This window comes from Bradyrhizobium sp. CCBAU 53421 (genome assembly GCF_015291625.1).
GTDB lineage: Bacteria > Pseudomonadota > Alphaproteobacteria > Rhizobiales > Xanthobacteraceae > Bradyrhizobium.
In genome coordinates this window covers 3,279,846-3,296,523 of record NZ_CP030047.1, presented here as the reverse complement: position 1 = coordinate 3,296,523, position 16,678 = coordinate 3,279,846, and the positions used below count along the sequence as shown (strand labels likewise).

The window sequence follows — 16,678 nt, the reverse complement described above, 5'->3', positions numbered from 1 at the left end:
GATACTCCGGAAGCAATCAGGACGTGACGCCGATGATGTTGGCGGCGCTGACGGGGATGCCGTTCACGAGCAGCGAGGGTGTCGAGCCGGAGGCGTCGATCCCGGTCACCGTTCCCGTCATCGTCGTGTAGCTGAGCAGCGAGTTTCCGGCGGAGTCGGTCGCAGTCACCTGGATCGTGTACTGGCCGCCATTGCTGAGCTGGGTGCCGTTCGTGGTCTGGCCGTTCCAGGTGAAGGTGTTCGAGCCGGCGTTGCCGGTCCCCTTGCCGCTCCACACCGTGTTGCCTGAGGAGTCCTGGATCGCGATCGCGACGTTGGAAGCGGCCGAGGTGAACGAGTAGCCGAAGGTCGCCGAGCCGTTGGTCAGTTCTGCCGTATTGGTCTTCGCCTCGACGGTGTGGCCGATGTAGTTCACCGAGTTGAGCGTCACGAGGCTCGAGAACGAGCTCGCGAGCGACGTCATGCTGGCGTTGGTCGACTGCTGCTCGGTGAAGTTGGCGTAGGAGGTGAGCTGATTGATGAAGTCGGTCGTGCTGGTGGCGTTCAGCGGATCCTGGTTCTGCAGCTCGCTGACGAGCAGGTTGAGGAAGTCGGTCGAGCTCATCCCCATCGACGCGCTGGTCGACGAGCTCGAGGCGGCGGAGGCTGCAGCAGAGGTTGCCGAAGAAACGGTCATGACAAGTCTCTCTTCGTCGCGGGCTAAGGCGACGGAACGCGGTGAAACATTGGGGTCGTGAAGTCGTTCGCAGATAAAACGGATGACGCGGCGATTTCAGGCGCGGATTCATCCGCCCGGAATCACTTGATTAATCGGCAGAATTTGCCGATCGGCCGTGGCCAGACGCACGCAAGCGCGCACGGACCGCCCCGCCGCGGAACGGCGCGGAGTGCAGCAATGGGCGTGCGGGAGGCTTAGAGCGAAAGGCTGATCGGCAGATCCGGCTCGCCGAGCATCAAGGCCGGCGGCGTCAGCGCGGGCAGCAGGCAGAGGGCCAGCAACAGCGCAGGCAACACCTTGCCTTGCTGCGCGGAATCGCCTGGAGCTTGCGCATCGTCCGCCTGCTCCTCGGGCCGGGCCGGCTCCGAGGCCGACTCTCGAGGCAGTTCCTCTTGGGGCAGTTCCACTTGGGGCCGTTTCGCCGCCGCGGTCACAATGCGGTCGACCAGCCCCTTGGGTGCGCGAACCGGCGGCGCCACGAGCGCCCGCCGCACTGCGCTGGCCTCTTCATAGAGCGTCCGCGCCTCGGCCGAGGATGCGAGCAACTGGATCGCGGCAAGGCGTTGATCATCGGGCCAGCGGGACAGATCCTCCCCCAGCCGGTCGATCAGGTCCTCGAATGTCGCAACATCCATCCCGCGCGCAGATCCCGCCTCGTCGCCAAGGCTGTCATAAAGCATACGCGGGACGGCGGAAATCAATTTCCGCCGCCGGTGCGTCAGGTCCAGCATGGTGCTCACCGGACGGCCTTTTTCCCCAACAGGACACCCGCCCGAGCGCCCTGCCCCCTCCCGGCGAAATGAGGTCGCCGGCCGATTCGCCCGCTCAACGGCCGGCGGCTGATTCGAGCGTCCTGTCGAGCGTTTTAGCCTTGGCGGCCTTGCCGGCGGTTGCCTCGACGAACTTCCAGGCGTCGCGGAGCTCGGTCAGGCTGGCAATGATGCGCCGGAAATTCTCCCTGGCGTGCGGCCGGCCATAGGAGCGCAGGCATGCCATGATCAGGGCGTTGTAGGTTCGGAAAAGACGATCGGCCATCGCCCCGCCGCGGGTGACGTCGAGATGGTGGCTCAGCCCACGCAGGATCGCGGTCGCCCGCGTCAGGTGGACGTGCCCTTCCTCGAAGCGCTTCGCCTCGTGCGCATCCAGCGCCTTCTGCAGAAACGTGATGGCGCCGTCGCACAGCATCACCACCGCCTTCAACGGCGGAACCGCCACCGCAGCGGATCGATAGGCATTGTTGGCGAGGTAGGCCGTGGCATTCTGGGTCATTATTTACTCGATGATGCGTTCAGGAGGGCGCTCAGGTAGCCCAGCGTGTTGTTCGCGCTTTCGATGGCGGCCTGATAATTGGCGTATTGAACCTGCAGCTGCGCCTTGAACGTCGCCGCATTGCTCTGGATGTCACTGACCTGGGACTGCAGATCGGTGTCGCGCGACTGCAGGTTGGTGATCATGGTCTGCAGCTGACCGCTGGTCCCGGAGCTGGTGTGCGCGAGCTGATAGAGTTGCGACGCGAGCCCCGACGTCGACGTCACGGTGATCGATTGCGAGGTCGACCCGGTATAGGTGAAAGCCATCCCGGCGTAGATCGTGCCCGAATTGCCGATGATGGAGTTGCCGACCACGGAGAACTGGGAACTGTCGCCGCCGACGGAGGCGCCGGTCAGCGTGCCGGTCGAATCCACCGTCACGTCGAGCGTGAACGATTGCGGCGACGTGCCGGTGTTGACCACGTTGAGCTGGCTGGACGAGGTGGTCGTCTGCGCCGAGAGCAGCTGGGTGACGCCGGCGAGATTCTGCGTCAGCACGGTCGAGAGCGTGCCGGTATCGAGCTGCAGCTCGTTGTTCTCGTTGAAGGACAGGCCGAGGTCCGCCATCGTCATGCCGCCGACCGACCCGCTGAGCATCTGCTGGAGCTGGGTCATGATATCGCGCATCGTGCTGTCGCCGAACAGCACCGCGCTCGATGCGGCCGTGCCGTCGGAATTCTGCGCGGACTGCGCGATGACCTGGTCACGAAACGCATTGTAGTTGGTGACGAAGGTTTGCAGCGCTGACGTGATCTGGCTGGTGTCGGTCGAGATGCCGATGTTCAGGCTGGTGCCGCTCGGGGTAGGCTGCAGCAGGTCGAATGTGACACCGGAGAGAACGTCGGAAATGTCGTTGGTGTTGCGGGTCAGTGCGATGCCGTCGAGGGTGAATTCGGCAGACTGAGACTTCTGCAGCACGTCGGTGAAAGCCCCCGATGTGTCGGTGACGCCGAGCTTGCTCAGGATGTCGTCGCCTGACGTCGACGAATAGGTGATGTCGGCGGCGTCCTTGGTCCCTGTCAACACCATCTCAAACGACCCGCTCGACACCTGGACGATGGAGGCCTGGACATTGGTGCTCGAGGTCTGGGCGTTGATGGTGTCGACGATATCCTGCATCGACATGCCGCTGGTGATCGAGATCGCCGTGCTGCTGCCGCCGGCAAGGCCCAGCGAAAACGTGCCGGAGAGGCCGAGCGCCGTCGACGTGCTCGGCTGCGAAGCGCCGATCACCTTCTGCGCGGTCGCGAGCTGGGTGATCTGGAGCGTGTGATCGCCGGTCGCCGAGCCGCTGTTGACGCTCATGTTGAGCGCCGAGGACGCGCTGACGTCGCCGGTGGATGAGATCGTCGCCGAGCGCGTGGCGAACGCGTTGGTGGCGATCGAGTTGATGATCGACGTGCTGAGCGACGACAGGCCGGTGGCCAGTGTCGACAGCTCGGTCTGCAGGGATTGGTAGGCCGTGATCTTGGCCTGGTTCGCGGTGATCGTCGTCGTGACGGAGGTCGCCGCCGCGAGCTTGGCGTTGACCTCGGCGTCGATCAGGGCACTCCAGTCGATGCTGGTCGAATTGGTGGTTCCGGTCGTGGTGACCGTGCTGGCAGAACTGGCGGAACTGGACGACGTCGTGCCTGATGTGCTCGAGGTAGCGCTGCTGACCGTCATGTCGACACTTCCGCCGTAATGAGAATCGGGCCGGCATCATGCCGGCCCGATCTGTCGTTCGAATTAGCCGAGCAGCTTCAGCAGGTACTGCGGCATCTGGTTGGCGGCCGTTTCCGCCGACACCGCGGCCTGGGTCTTCACTTCGGCCGAAGACAGCGTCGCCTGTTCGGAAGCGATATCGACGTCCTTGATCGCCGAGTTGGCGGACTGCAGGTTCTGGGTCTGGGTCGAGATCGAGTCGGCCGAGAAGTTGAAGCGCGATTCCTGGGCACCGATCTCGGCGCGGGCGGACGACACGGTGTCGATCGCGCTGTCGAGGGCCGACATTGCGCTGGTGGCGCTCGACAGGCTGGAGACGTCGAGCGAGGTTACGCCGAGCGAGGATGCCGTCAGGCTGGTCAGGGTGATCGTGATGGTGTCGGCCGAGGTCGAGCCGACCAGCACCGAGACGCCCGAGGAGAACACGCTCGAACCATCGAGCAAGCTCTGGCTGCTGTAGCGGGTGCCGGAGGCGATGGAGTCGATTTCGCCCTTGAGCTGCGTGAATTCCGAGTTGATGTAGGCGCGGCTGGAGTCGGCCACGGTGCCGGAAGCGGACTCGGAGGCCAGCGACTTCATGCGGGCCAGGATGTCCGAGATGTTGGACGCGCCGCCGTCGGCGGTCTGCAGGATCGAGGTCGCCTGCGCCGCGTTGGTGGCGGCCTGCTGCAGCGTCGTGATGTCCGAGGAGATGCGGGTCGAGATCGCGAGACCGGCGGCGTCGTCGGAAGCGGAGGTGATGCGCGAGCCGCTCGACAGCTTCGACAGTGCGCTGGTTTCCTGCTGCGAGTTGATGTTGAGGTAGCGGACCGCGGAGTTGGCGGCGGTGTTGGTGGAAATTGCCGGCATGAATAGCTCCTGTGCTGATGGGGCATGGCATGCCGCATCGTGAAAAAGTGAAGTGACGCGGATCCAGCCCCCGTCCGCCCGATCAAACGGGTCGGCCGCCGGTGGTCAGGCGCGAAATCTTCAGAAGCCGGAATTTATGGTTAGCAGTCGGTAAACGCGCCGCGCAGGTCGCGCTCGTGACGCTTGAGCATTTCGCGCAGCTGTTGCCGCCCGCGCTTCAGCAGCGACTCGACCGCGGCCACGGTCGTGTCCATCACCTCGGCGATCTCGCCGTTGCTCATGTTCTCGTGGTAGGAGAGGATCACCGCGACGCGCTGCTGCTCGGGCAGCCGCTGCATCGCGAGCTCCAGAAGATTACCGATCTCGCTGCGCTCGATCACGGTCGAGGCGTCGAGCTGGGTGTCGGCGACCTCGGGCACGACATCGACATTCTCGGTGCGCGGCTTGCGGCGCAGATCGATGCAGCGGTTGCTGACGACGCGATAGAGCCAGGTCGAGAACTTGGCGCGGCCGTGCTGCCAGCGGCCGCGATGCGTCCACACCTTCAGCATCGTGTCCTGCACCACGTCTTCGGCATCTGCGGCGTTGCCGACGATACGCAGCGCGATCGCATACGCGCGATCGACGTGGCGTTCGACGAGCGCACGAAACGCCGCCTCGTCGCCGGCAGCGAGGCGGTCGAGCAGCTCCTTGTCTTCGTCCTGGATCTCGACGGTGTCGAGCGGGCCCGCATCGGCAACCGTGGGAACGTTGCTCCACGGAGCAGTCGCTTCGACCGGCGCAGCCGCGGTCGCCGTGGCCTCCACCTCGACCGCTGCCATCACATCAAGCGCGTAACTCATCCGCCGCTCTCCAACCAACGCCGCACGCACACATCCCATGCGGCTTCTGAGCGTTGAACGGAGGGGCCAGGCAAACCAGGCGAACTTTTTTCGTTATTTTTCAAATGCTTAGCTGGATATTTTTGCCGACCGCCCGGCAAAAGCTGCCGCCGCGCGAAGGCGCAGCCAGCAATTCTACGGAGTCTGGAGCAGTCGTTCAGCATTGCCTCGCATGCCTGCGGAAAAGTTCGTCGCGCCGGAAAACGCCGTTGTCACTTCAACTAACGCCACGCGAACACATGCATGCGCAGAGCATGCGAGTGATCCATTGCCGTTGGTCGCCATCTTGCATTCGACGAATGCGACTAGGCAATTTTTTCCGAATCACCATTTCGACGTTATCGGATTTTTTGAATCTGTCAGTCGCGAAGCGCGCGTTTTCGAATCCCGCATCAACTTTTTTGAATCATCGCGCCTGATTTGTCTCACGCAGGCGTTCAACGCATGAGGACTGGCGGGAATTTTGCGCATGACGATCATGACGGTCGACGCGTCGCGTCGAGCGCAGAATGTTTCTGCATGCTCGTTCGATGTTTTCGATACATTTCTGTTGCGCGCCTGCACGACGCCGGATGGCGTATTTGAAAGGGTTTTTCAGCTCTCGCGCATTGCTGAAAAATTTCCAGATATGTCCACCGGTTTCGTTCAGCATCGAATCCAGGCGGAGGCGCGTGCGCGCAAGCTGGCGCTGGAGCGGAGCGGCTCCACCGAAGTGCGCATCGCCGACATCTATAAATTCTTTCCGTTCAGGCTGTTCGGCCTGAGCCGCGATGCGCTGGATGATCTCGCTCGAATCGAATTCGAAGCCGAGCTCGAGCTGTGTCGCGCCAACCCGGAAATGCTCGAGCAATATCTGGACATGAAGCGCGGCGGCTTTCGCACTGGCTTCATCTCCGACACCTATTGGAGCACCGACCAGCTCGCGCAGCTGCTGCGCTCCTGCAGCCCGGGACTGACCTGGGATTTCCTCTACGCATCCTGCGATCACGCGAGCAGCAAGAGCGAAGCGCTGTTCGAGGCGTACCTCGCCGAGCAGGGCATCGATGCGGCAAGCTCGTTCCACGTCGGCGACAATCACAACGCCGATATCAAGGGTGCCCGCCGTCACGGCATCCGCCCGCGCTACTATCCGCAGGCCAGCGCGGCACTGGCATCGAAGTTTCAGCGCGAAACATCGATGTTCGAACTGCTGTGTCCCGATCAGCCGTCGCGGCTCGATTATGGTGCCCGCACGCTGCGGCGCGCGGTGACCGCACGCAGCGCCGATCATTCTCCCGCTTTCAGTCTCGGTGCGACCGTGCTCGGCCCGGTGATGGCGGCGTTCGACGCCTTCATCGAAGCGCGGCGTGTTGCGCTGGCTCGCGAGGGCGCGCGGGTTGCGATCGGATTCCTCGGCCGCGACGGTCTGCTGCCGTATCGCGTCTGGCAAGCAAGCCGTGGCGACACCGGTGCCTATGTCGAGATCAACCGTCGCGTCAGCCTGGTCGGCTCCGCCGATACGCTCGAACCTCTCAGTGAGCTATTGAGCCGGGTCGTCAAGATCGACGCGGCGACCTTTGTCGATATCGTCAAGGTGCAGCCTCCCGCCGTGATGAAGTTCTTCGCGCAGTATCCCGACGGCATTGCGAGCGGCCGTGAACTCGCCGACGCCCTGCCCGATCTGATGGACCCGCGCGAGATCACCGACATCGCTGCCGGCGTCCGTACGCGCCTGCTCGCCTATCTTCGGGCGAAGGTCGCGGATTTCGACGGCTGCACCGACCTCATTCTCGTCGACCTCGGCTATTCCGCAAGCGTGCAGAAGTCGTTGCGGCGGATCTTCGATCGCGAGGGCATCCGCATCCGCCTGCATGGCGCCTACCTGCTGACGCTCGACGATGCGTTCGACGACATCGCCGATGACGACACCGCGGAAGGCCTGATCTCCGATCGCATCGTCACGCCGCACGTTAAGCGCATGCTGATCCGCAACGTCGCGTTGCTGGAGCAACTGTGCTGCTCCGACGAAGGATCAGCGCGCGATTATCGCGGCGGTGAGGTGCTGCGCGAGGGCGACCAGCGCCCCGCCGCTCAGCTCGCGCTGGCTAACGAGGTCCAATCCGGGACGCTGGCCTATGTGTCGCGCGCCCGCGAGCTGGCACCTCGCTATACATTGCAGCCCGACGCGGACCCCATCGTTGCGGCACGCTGGGCCGCCGCCGTGCTCGGTCGCCTCCTGCTGCTGCCCGACGATGATGAACTCGTGCTGCTCGGCGGCATCAAGCATGACGTCAACCTCGGCACGCAGGCGCTCGCGCCGCTGCTCGACGCCAGCTTCATCAATGATTGCATCGTCGCCCGCGGCCTCTTGACCGCCTGCACGGCGCAGGCGCCGCCGATGTGGCTGGCCGGCAGCTTTGCCGCGCTGTCGCCGTCGCACGCCTACCTCTACACATTGTTCGGCGCCAATCGCCTGCCCGCGAACGTGTTCGGCGAGGCGCAATGCGGGACGCTGCAGGTCGGCCTGTTCGGGCCGGACGGCCAGGCGTCGCTGGAAGCCGTCAGCGTCTATCATACCGGGCTCGGCGACCTCCGCCTGCGGATTCCAGTGTCGCGCCGCATGGCGGTTGCGACCATCGCGCTGCCGCTGGCAAAGCTCAGCCGCGCCGGGATGCTCCACGGCGTCACGGTCCAGCACGGCGAGAGCGCAGCGATGGCTGCGGAGAGCTCGAACGTGACGGCGATCGCCGAGGCACGCCTGATCGATGCCGGCCTCGAGAGGAGCGGCCGCCAATTCCGCGCCACGACCGAGGACGGCATGCTGCTGATCCCGGTCGACGGCTTCGACGACGATGTTGCGATCTACACCGTCGCGCTCACCGCCCTCGACCATGACCGCATCCTTGCCGTCGAGGACCGGGACGGTAACCGGGCCCCCTCGGCCACGCTGACCTGGCGCAGCGCCAATGCTGCGCAGGCAACCAACGGCGCCTGATTTGTCCGCCTGATCTGGCCGCCCCGCTCGTAGAAGGTTAACGAGGGGTAGCGCGGGCATGATTTCGGCTGACACGGCGCAAGCGGACGGCTTGCAGACGAATTTCGACCAATTACTGGCGGCGAACGGTATCCGGATGAGCGCTGTACAGCGCCGCCGGGTCGCATGGCTGTCTGAACGGCTCGGACGTGCAACCGTTCATCAGGCCGGCTCTTTGCCGGAGCGGGAGCACGGCGTGATCATCCTCGTCGAGCCGCCGAGCGGCCCCGCCGCCGAAATCCTCTACCGGTCGCTTCGCACCGACTGTGCGGTGGTAGTGCCCTTCGGCGAAAATCCCGCGTTCGATTTCCTGAAGTCCAAGCTGACCGATTTCGGAACCATCGGGCCGAGCTTCGATGGTCCGCACGAGATGTGGTGGGGCGGTCTCAACTGGCGCCCGATCGCGCCCGCGGAAGGCGCCCGATCCGAGACCGCGCTGCGCGTGGTCTCCTGCTATCCCCGCGCCTTCGGCGACGATCATGCCCGCGTGCTCCGCGAGAAGCTGGCCGAATTCGAGATCGCCTGCGACATCGTGCCGATCGACACCGCTGACGGTGAGCGCATGCGCGCGTCCGAGAAGACTGGCTTCATGCTGCGGATGTGGCAGGAGCATCGCGAGCCGCTGCTGTTCATCGAGGCCGATGCGACGCTCAGCGAGCCGCCACTGCTACCGTCGTCGCTCGCATGCGACGTCGCGCTCCACAAATGGAACCGGTGGGAGATGTCGGCACGCACGCTCTATTTCGGTCGCACCCCTGCCGCCGAAGCGCTGCTGCGCAACTGGCATCACATCGCGACCGCTTATCCCGCGGTCTGGGAGGGCTACCTGCTCGATCAGGCCTGGAGCTTGACCTCGTCGCAGATGGCGCTCGACACGGCCTGGCTGCCGCGCTCGTACCATGCGCCTGCCGAAGATGCCGGCACGCCCCGCCACACCACGATCGTCCACAATCTGCCGACCGACAACAGCGACCTGGGACCCGATGCCGAATTCGGCATCGCGATGCGAGCCGCGCGGCGCGCGAGCCGCAGCGGCGGCCGGGACGCCATGATCGTGATCAGGTCGCAAGCGGCCTCGAATGACGCGATCACGGTGATCATGCGCGATATCGCAACCAGCGACGCACGCGAAATGGCTGCCAGCATCGAGGCAGTCACCGGAGCGTTCGTCGCCGATTGCGGCGGGTTCGGCCGGCTCGAGCTCGCGCTGTGCCCCTGGCAGGACGATATTCGCGCGGCGAAATCGGCAGCCAGGAGTGCGAACAACCGGATCATCGAGATCGCGCCCTGGCAGGCATTGCCGGCCGATCTGTTCCGCACCGTGGGGCAATCCCGCAACGCCGGCAGCGTCGTCGTCATGGCCGGGCAGCGCGGCTGATCAACCGTGTAATGACCAGCCAAGAGAAGGACATCGACATCATGAAGACCATCATCCTTCTCACCGGCGTCGCCAGCCAGCAATTCGCACTCACCGAGCTGTTGAAGGCGCACAATCCGGCGCTGTCGTTCCGCTGCGCGGTGACGGCCGAGGACCTCGCGGCGATCGAGCCCGAAGTGTTGCGCGAGGCGCGGCTGCTAGCGTTCACCACCAGCGTCATCGTGCCTGAGAGCATCCTCGCGGCGCTCGGCCATGGCGCCTACAATTTCCACCCCGGCCCGCCTCAGTATCCCGGCTGGGCGCCGGCCCATTTCGCGTTCTATGACGGCGCCCGCACGTTCGGCGCGACGGCCCACGTGATGGCCGCGCGCGTCGATTCCGGCCCCATCGTCGGGGTCGAGCCCTTCATCATTCCCGACAAGATCAGCGTGCGTGGGCTCGAGCAGATCGCCTATGTGCGGCTTGCCCATCTGTTTTGGCGGATGTCGCGCGACCTCGCCCGCGATCCCTCGCCGCTGCAGGAGCTGGAAATCGCCTGGTGCGGTATCAAGAGCACACGGCAAATGTACCGCGAGATGTGCGAGCTTCCCGCCGGCATCAGCGCCGGCGAACTGGCCCGCCGGATCCGCGCCTTCCACGACGACTTCCGTGCCATCCCGCTGACCGTCTCCGTGCACGGCATCCGCTTCCAGCTGGCAACGACCGCCACGCAGGCCCCCGAGGCGCCGCAGGTGGTCTCGCCGCCGCTCGCGGCCGCATCCTAGTGGCGCCAGACGCTTCCCTGGGGATCGGCGAGCATTCCGTTCAGCAACGCTTCGGCGCGATGCAGCAGCGGCTTCGTGCCACTGCTCGACGCAATCGCGATCGCCGCGCGCAACTGGTGGAGAACGGAAGTCCTGTCGTTCTCATTTGACGCCGGCGATACCGCCGCCTCTCCGAACAACGCCTCCGCTTCCAGGCCGGAGAATCCTTGCTGACGGGCGGTATTCCGGGCCTCTCGCAGCATGTTCTGCGCAGCCTGTACATCACCGAGCCGACTGAGAGCCAGTGCCAGATAGATCGAGGTACGCAGCACGATCGAGGTATAGCCCACCGATCTGGCTTCCTCTCGAGCTTCGACGAGCGTCACCCGCGCGTCGGCAAGACGCCCCTGTTCCAGATAGGCAATACCGAGATGGCAGGTGATGACCGGCACAAAGAGGCGAATTCCATACTTTTGTGTAATGGCAAAAGCGTCCTCCAGGATCGCCGCTGCTTCGCCGGGATTGCCCCGACCGAGCGCCAGACAACCGCCGCTATAGCCGGCGCCAACACGATCGAACGGCCTGTTGCTCTCGGTGGCGATCGCTGACGCGCGTTGATGAAACTCGGCCCCCGTATCAATCTCTCCCAAGGTCGTGTGGGTCACGCTCTTCATCATGCAGCACAGCAGCTCCAGGGTTTTAGGCGTCGTCCCGGGCGGCGCGCTGGCATCCGGACCCGACAGGCGGAGGCAAGCCTGTCCCAGCATCTGCTCTGCGTCGCGATAGCGCCCGGCAATGAAATAGGCTTGGCCAAGGCTGTATTGAGCAAGGTTGAGCCAACCGGGATTGCCCCACTCTCCCGCCAGGCGAGCAACCTCCTCGCCGGTTTCGATGGCTTCGATCGGCGTGCCATAGAAGTTCTGCGCGCCCGACCTGACCGCCATCGCCGCAACCTTCCGCCCGATATCGTCAATTGCGTTGGCGCGTCCCTCGGCGTCTCTTCCGAGATCGAACCATTCGGCGACCTTGCCTGCGCTCATGAAGGCCGTGCGCGCCTCGATGCGGAGGTCGACCGCATCCGCTTCGCGCGAGCGAGCGAATGGCGTCTTGTCGAGCGCGGTCATCGCTATCTCGAAGTAGTTGGCAGCGTCGGCAAATGCCGATCGTGCCAGGCTCTTCCGCGCGGCAGTTCTGCCGTAGGCGAAGGCTTTCTGCCAATCCTTGGCTCGCATTGCGTGATAGCAGAGCTTGCTGGGCTCATCGTGCGAGCTTCCATTGCTCTCCAACGTCGCAAGAATGCGCGCGTGGACGCCTTCACGCACTTTTTCGACCATCGAGTCGTAGACGACCTGGCGGATCATTTCGTGCGGAAACTCGAGCAATCGGTCCGGCTCGATATCGATCTTCACCAGAAACTCCGAGCGGTCGAGAACCGCCAGGCAGCGCTGCAGCACCGGCTCGGGGAGGCCGGACACCTCGCGCAGGATAACTTCCGTCGAGCGTGGGCCTAGCGCTGCCGCGATCTGCAACAGGGAGCGCTCCTCCCTCGACACCCGATCCAGACGCGCCGCGATGACTCCCTGGATACTGCTCGGGATACCGAGCTCGCCGACCGGACGCACCAGCGCCAGGTCACCCCAATGCCCTCGCAGAATCCCGCTGTCCTTGAGTCCTCGGCAGACTTCTTCAATGAAGAGCGGCACGCTCGCCGTATGAAGAACGACGCGGCTCTTCAGATCGGCCATGTTCGCGGACCGCCCCAGGATATCGTCAAGCATTTCCCGTCCGGCATCCTCGGCGAGCGACCGCAACGCGGTGATCTCGGCATTGCAACGCGCGATCCAGTCCGGAATTCCGTTGGGTCTGCTGGTCAACAACACCAGAAGTCCAGGGATCTGTAGCGACGCGAGCGCGGCGACAACGGCTTCGCTGGCGCGATCGATCCAGTGCAGATCCTCGACGAGGATCACCGTGCGCTGGCGAGCGACCAGCATCTCGAGAACCGCGCAGCTCGCGTCGCTGATCGCGCGGCCACGCGCGTGCGGCTCCAGTTCGCCCCACTCGGGATCCGATATCGGGCGATCCAGCACCGCATTGATGGCGGAACGTGCAGTGCCGATCAGAGCAGTCGGAGGCTCGGTCAGGATATCGGCGTCCGCCGCAGTTTCCTCGAGCATCGACAGCATCAGCGCCTTCAGCGCGCTGAACGGCGCTCCTTGAAGATTCGGGCTGCACTCCGCGTGGACCAGCCGCCAGTCCTCGCGCTTGAGCTCATCGACAAACTCGTGCACCAGCCGCGACTTTCCGATGCCGGGATCGCCAATCAGGAGCGCGGTCTGCCGGCTCGGGCCGGCATTTTGCGCCAGCCGCCTGAGCAACCCGGTCTCGTCCACGCGGTTGACGAACCGTGCTACGCTTCGTGCCCTGCGTACCCGCCAACTGGAGACATTGGTTGCCCCGGTCACGCGATAGATCGGCAAAGGCTCGCTGAACCCTTTGAGCTGTTTGCGACCCAGATAGTCAAATTGGACATTGCCATCGGCCAGGCTCTGACACGCCTCGGATGCGTAGATCTGGTTCGGCCCGGCGACCGCTTCGAGGCGCGCCGCAAGATGCTGCGCCGCCCCTCCGATCTCATAGACCTTGGAATATTCGCTGGCGACCATGTAGGTCACCACGCGTCCCGAATGGAGCCCGACCCGGACCTGGAGCGCCGGATCACCCAAGCCGCCGATACGTCGAACGAGCTCGATCGCCGCATGGCAGGCAAGCGGCGCATGGTTGTCGTCAGCGATCGGCGCGCCAAATACCGCTGCGAGCCCGTCGCCCAATTCCTTGCTGACGATACCGCCAAACTGGCGCACCGCGCCCCGCATGGCGGCCAAAGCCGGCTCCAGACGTGAGACGGCCTCTTCCGGGTCCAGGTCCGCTACGAGCCCCGTGGAGTCGACCACGTCGGCGCGAAGGATCGTCACAAATCGCTGTTCGCTGTCGGGATCGACGCGCTTAGCTACAGCTGCACCGCATTGGGCGCACCAATTGTCGTCCGCTCCGATCGTCGATTGGCATGCAAAGCAAAGCATTCCTGCTCTCAAAGGCTGCTGCGATCTCGCCAGCTCAGCATCCCGGTGAGCAGCTTAGGGTAGAGATTACCTATCGGGAACTGCTTATCAATCCAGACGTGCAGTCCGCCTGCATCCGCGCCAACCCGAGAGGTTGCTAAACTGGACGAGATACAGTCTTGAGTGGTAGGTCGAGGCGCGAGAAATCAGACGGCGCAACCCGAGCCGTACGACCTATTTTCGTTCGACGTCCCCGCGTTGCATAACTTACGTATAGCCAGAGCAAGTCAAAGTTGTAATGAAAGGGAAATCCTATGGGCGGAAGAGTATACAATAATCAGCAGTTCAAAGATCATATCAACGCGCACTACTATCCTTTGCAGAACATGGTCAAGAGCGTCGCTATACTCAAAGCGTCGGATCTCATCGACATCGAGACGCTGGAATATGGTCAGTACCAGCCGATCCTGTCGCCCAGGAACCAGTGGCCGGGTGGAAGCGGCAAGTTGTGGCAGAAGGAGATGGGCAAGGCGCGCCTTGACCTCGCCCGCCAGGCGAATACAGCGCCACTGTCCAAGGACGAGCCCGGAGTTGTCCCGCTCACGAAATGCGCGCTGCTGGATGCCAGCGTCCGCAAGTGCTTCAACGCCGAACCGCCGATCCCGATGCAGATCGATGTCAAGGAAAAGGACAAGAATGCGCCGAATGCCGATCGGCATGACATTCTGCTGACCTGGCAACACGCCAACGGCGACAATCAGCCGCCAACGCTCCTGCTGCTGACGATGGTCTGCCCCGCCTGATCCCCCATCGCGGGCGGTACTTTCCGCAAGACGGTATTGCACCCCGCGCGGCTGCCTGGCGGCAGCCGCAACAACGTTGGCGCGACCGCGTGCGGCGGGATGAGCGACGTCGATTCGCTTAGATGCCGGCGCGCGGCCCCGATCTCGATGGCACCGGGCGGCGCTGCTGCAACAGCGCCCTCACCGCACGCTCTGCGGCGCGAGCTGAGCCGAAGTAACCACCATCGAGGCCATCAAAGGCGCGATCCGACGAGAAAAAGCAGAAGCCTCTGGCGTCGCTGACGACGATACCCGCGGTGCGATCCGATACTTCGATGATGTAGGCTTGTGACATTTGGGCTTGGGACATGCGTGCTCGATCGCCGGATGACGGCGCTCCTGTCTGATTGTCGGGTGCTTTGGATCGTCGAAGCGATCAACAACAGACGCCGGTCGCCGCCGAGACGCAGCGATGCTGCATGCGGCTTCGCATGTCGCACATCAAGCTGCAGTGGTCATGTCTCATGGCGGCGGCCTTGAACAACGCGGGATAGCGCGGATCAATATCCGGCCGAATCGCGCTGCGGTCAATGAAATGCCCGACCAAAGATCACGTCCCGGCGCGATGGCTCATTCGCAGCAGGCAGAGAAAACAGCACAGTTTTGGCGATCACGGTTACGGACCGCCAACCAGGCGGACGCTGGCCGGGCACCGTGCGTGCTGGTGCCCGGCCGCGATCACTCAGGGCAGGATCGGCGGGTGATAGGTGAAGGTCGCCATCAGGATCGCGGCCAGCAGCATCACGATCGGGAAGTGGATGAAGAACTGCACCGAGGTGTAGCCGATCAGATCTTTCGACTTCAGGCCGAGGATGCCGAGCAGCGGCAGCATCCAGAACGGGTTGATGAAGTTCGGCAGCGTCTCGGCGATGTTGTAGACCATCACCGTCCAGCCGAGATGCGCGCCGATGTCGTTGGCCGCCTTCATGATGTAGGGCGCCTCGATGATCCACTTTCCGCCGGCCGACGGCACGAAGAAGCCGAGCAGCGCCGAATAGATTCCGACCAGGAATGAAAACACGGTGGAATTGCTGGACGCTCCGACGAACCAGTGCGCGATCGTGTCCGACAGCGTGATGCCGCTGCTGTTCGGCACCTTGGTCAGGATCTGCGCGATGCCGGCATAGAACGGAAACTGCAGCAGCACGCCGGAGACGCTCGGCATCGCCTTCGAAAACGACTCGATCAGGCTGCGCGGCCGCCAGTGCAGTACGATGCCGAGAATGAGGAAGACGAAATTGTAGGTGTTGAGCCCCGACAGCGTGATCAGCGGGTTGCCCGACTGGAACGTCTGCCACAGCCAGCCGGCGGCAAGCAGCGCGATCAGGATCGTCAGCAGCGGACTGAACTCCAGCCAGTCGCCCGGACGGGCCGGCTTCCTCGCCTCGATGCGATCATCGCCGAGCGCAACGCCGAGGTCTTCCGCGGTCTTCGCCTGCTCCGCCGCCGGTGTCGTGAAATAGCAGATCGCCGCCGACACCACGCTCACCATCACGACGGTGACCATGTTCTGCCAGGTCAGGATGGTTTCCGAGAAGCCGATCACGCCGGTGATCGGCAGCAGCGATGCCGGAATGCTGCCGGCATTGGCCTGGAGCTGTGCGGCGGAGGACGTGATGCCGAGGGTGAAGCCGCAACCGAGCCCGAGATAGCCGGCCGCGCCGGCCGCCCGATAGTCGAGCCGGATGTCGGTACGCCGTGCGATTTCCCGTACCAGCAGGCCGGAGAAGATCAGGCTCAGGCCCCAGTTCAGCAGCGAGAGGAAGATGCTCAGCATCCCGACGAAGACCACCGCGCCGCGCCCGGTCTTCGGCACGCTCGCGAGCCGCGCCAGCACGGCTGCGACCGGCGGCGACATCGCTACAACGTAGCCGCCGATCGCAACCAACGCCATCTGCATCGTGAACGGGATCAGGTTCCAGAAGCCATCGCCGAATGCGCGGCTGACGGCGAGCGGCGAGCCGCCATGCAGAATCGCGCCTGCGGCCACCGCGATCACGGCGATCAGGACGAAGACATACGCATCCGGAAACCAGCGCTCGGCGAACGCCACCAGGGCCTGCGAAAAGCGCGCCATGATGTTATCCGCGACGGGTTTTCGTAAGTCTACGGTTTGGTCGTGCGTTGCATTCGTCATCAATCTGATCCCCTTCCGGTGATGCGGTTGGCCTTCAATCG

At 64.0% G+C, this 16,678-nt stretch carries 14 protein-coding genes; 5 read left to right on the top strand and 9 right to left on the bottom strand.

The genetic code is table 11. The features are described 5' to 3' along the window. Positions 1-16: 16 nt before the first annotated feature. The 6 genes from XH92_RS15555 to XH92_RS15530 all read right to left on the bottom strand — a co-directional run bounded on the left by XH92_RS15555 (position 17) and on the right by XH92_RS15530 (position 5,423). On the bottom strand, positions 17-676 hold the full coding sequence (locus tag XH92_RS15555) for a flagellar hook assembly protein FlgD (RefSeq protein ID WP_194459966.1): 660 nt from the start codon (positions 674-676) through the stop codon (positions 17-19). A 236-nt stretch (positions 677-912) separates the two neighbouring features. Beyond that, positions 913-1,449, bottom strand: a complete 537-nt coding sequence (locus XH92_RS43875) for a hypothetical protein (RefSeq protein ID WP_371818033.1) — start codon at positions 1,447-1,449, stop codon at positions 913-915. Between the two features lie 94 nt (positions 1,450-1,543). Continuing rightward, a complete protein-coding gene (fliS, locus tag XH92_RS15545) occupies positions 1,544-1,987 on the bottom strand; it encodes a flagellar export chaperone FliS (RefSeq protein ID WP_194459965.1) in 444 nt (147 codons plus the stop codon). Then, the gene (gene fliD, locus XH92_RS15540) at positions 1,987-3,693 is read right to left on the bottom strand and encodes a flagellar filament capping protein FliD (protein WP_194459964.1); all 1,707 of its coding nucleotides are present in this window, start codon (positions 3,691-3,693) and stop codon (positions 1,987-1,989) included. Before fliD ends, fliS begins: the two co-directional genes overlap by 1 nt. 63 nt (positions 3,694-3,756) lie before the next feature. Next, positions 3,757-4,581, bottom strand: a complete 825-nt coding sequence (locus XH92_RS15535) for a flagellin (RefSeq protein ID WP_029080085.1) — start codon at positions 4,579-4,581, stop codon at positions 3,757-3,759. A 140-nt stretch (positions 4,582-4,721) separates the two neighbouring features. Beyond that, complete coding sequence (locus XH92_RS15530; protein ID WP_194459963.1) at positions 4,722-5,423, bottom strand: RNA polymerase sigma factor; 702 nt, start codon at positions 5,421-5,423, stop codon at positions 4,722-4,724. A 211-nt stretch (positions 5,424-5,634) separates the two neighbouring features. Here XH92_RS15530 and XH92_RS15525 point away from each other — a divergent pair, with 211 nt between their 5' ends. From XH92_RS15525 to XH92_RS15510, 4 genes are all read left to right on the top strand, one after another. Further along, on the top strand, positions 5,635-5,910 hold the full coding sequence (locus tag XH92_RS15525; RefSeq protein ID WP_194459962.1) for a hypothetical protein: 276 nt from the start codon (positions 5,635-5,637) through the stop codon (positions 5,908-5,910). 180 nt (positions 5,911-6,090) lie between these two features. After that, on the top strand, positions 6,091-8,436 hold the full coding sequence (locus XH92_RS15520) for a hypothetical protein (RefSeq protein WP_371818032.1): 2,346 nt from the start codon (positions 6,091-6,093) through the stop codon (positions 8,434-8,436). 136 nt (positions 8,437-8,572) lie between these two features. Beyond that, a complete protein-coding gene (locus tag XH92_RS15515; RefSeq protein WP_371818031.1) occupies positions 8,573-9,853 on the top strand; it encodes a hypothetical protein in 1,281 nt (426 codons plus the stop codon). A 38-nt stretch (positions 9,854-9,891) separates the two neighbouring features. Further along, positions 9,892-10,617: a formyltransferase family protein gene (locus tag XH92_RS15510; RefSeq protein ID WP_194461281.1), complete on the top strand. Its 726-nt coding sequence runs from the start codon at positions 9,892-9,894 to the stop codon at positions 10,615-10,617. Here the strand turns inward: XH92_RS15510 and XH92_RS15505 are convergent. Then, positions 10,614-13,679 carry an AAA family ATPase gene (locus XH92_RS15505; protein ID WP_194459959.1) on the bottom strand — a complete coding sequence of 1,022 codons (3,066 nt, stop codon included), beginning with the start codon at positions 13,677-13,679 and terminating at the stop codon, positions 10,614-10,616. The two genes, XH92_RS15510 and XH92_RS15505, sit on opposite strands and share 4 nt — an antisense overlap. 293 nt (positions 13,680-13,972) lie before the next feature. Between XH92_RS15505 and XH92_RS15500 the strand changes: the two genes are divergently transcribed. Further along, a complete protein-coding gene (locus XH92_RS15500; RefSeq protein WP_194459958.1) occupies positions 13,973-14,461 on the top strand; it encodes a hypothetical protein in 489 nt (162 codons plus the stop codon). Between the two features lie 118 nt (positions 14,462-14,579). Here XH92_RS15500 and XH92_RS15495 read toward each other — a convergent pair whose 3' ends face one another. Beyond that, positions 14,580-14,810: a hypothetical protein gene (locus XH92_RS15495; protein ID WP_194459957.1), complete on the bottom strand. Its 231-nt coding sequence runs from the start codon at positions 14,808-14,810 to the stop codon at positions 14,580-14,582. Positions 14,811-15,182: 372 nt separating this feature from the next. Next, on the bottom strand, positions 15,183-16,637 hold the full coding sequence (locus tag XH92_RS15490) for a short-chain fatty acid transporter (protein WP_194459956.1): 1,455 nt from the start codon (positions 16,635-16,637) through the stop codon (positions 15,183-15,185). Positions 16,638-16,678 lie beyond the last annotated feature (41 nt).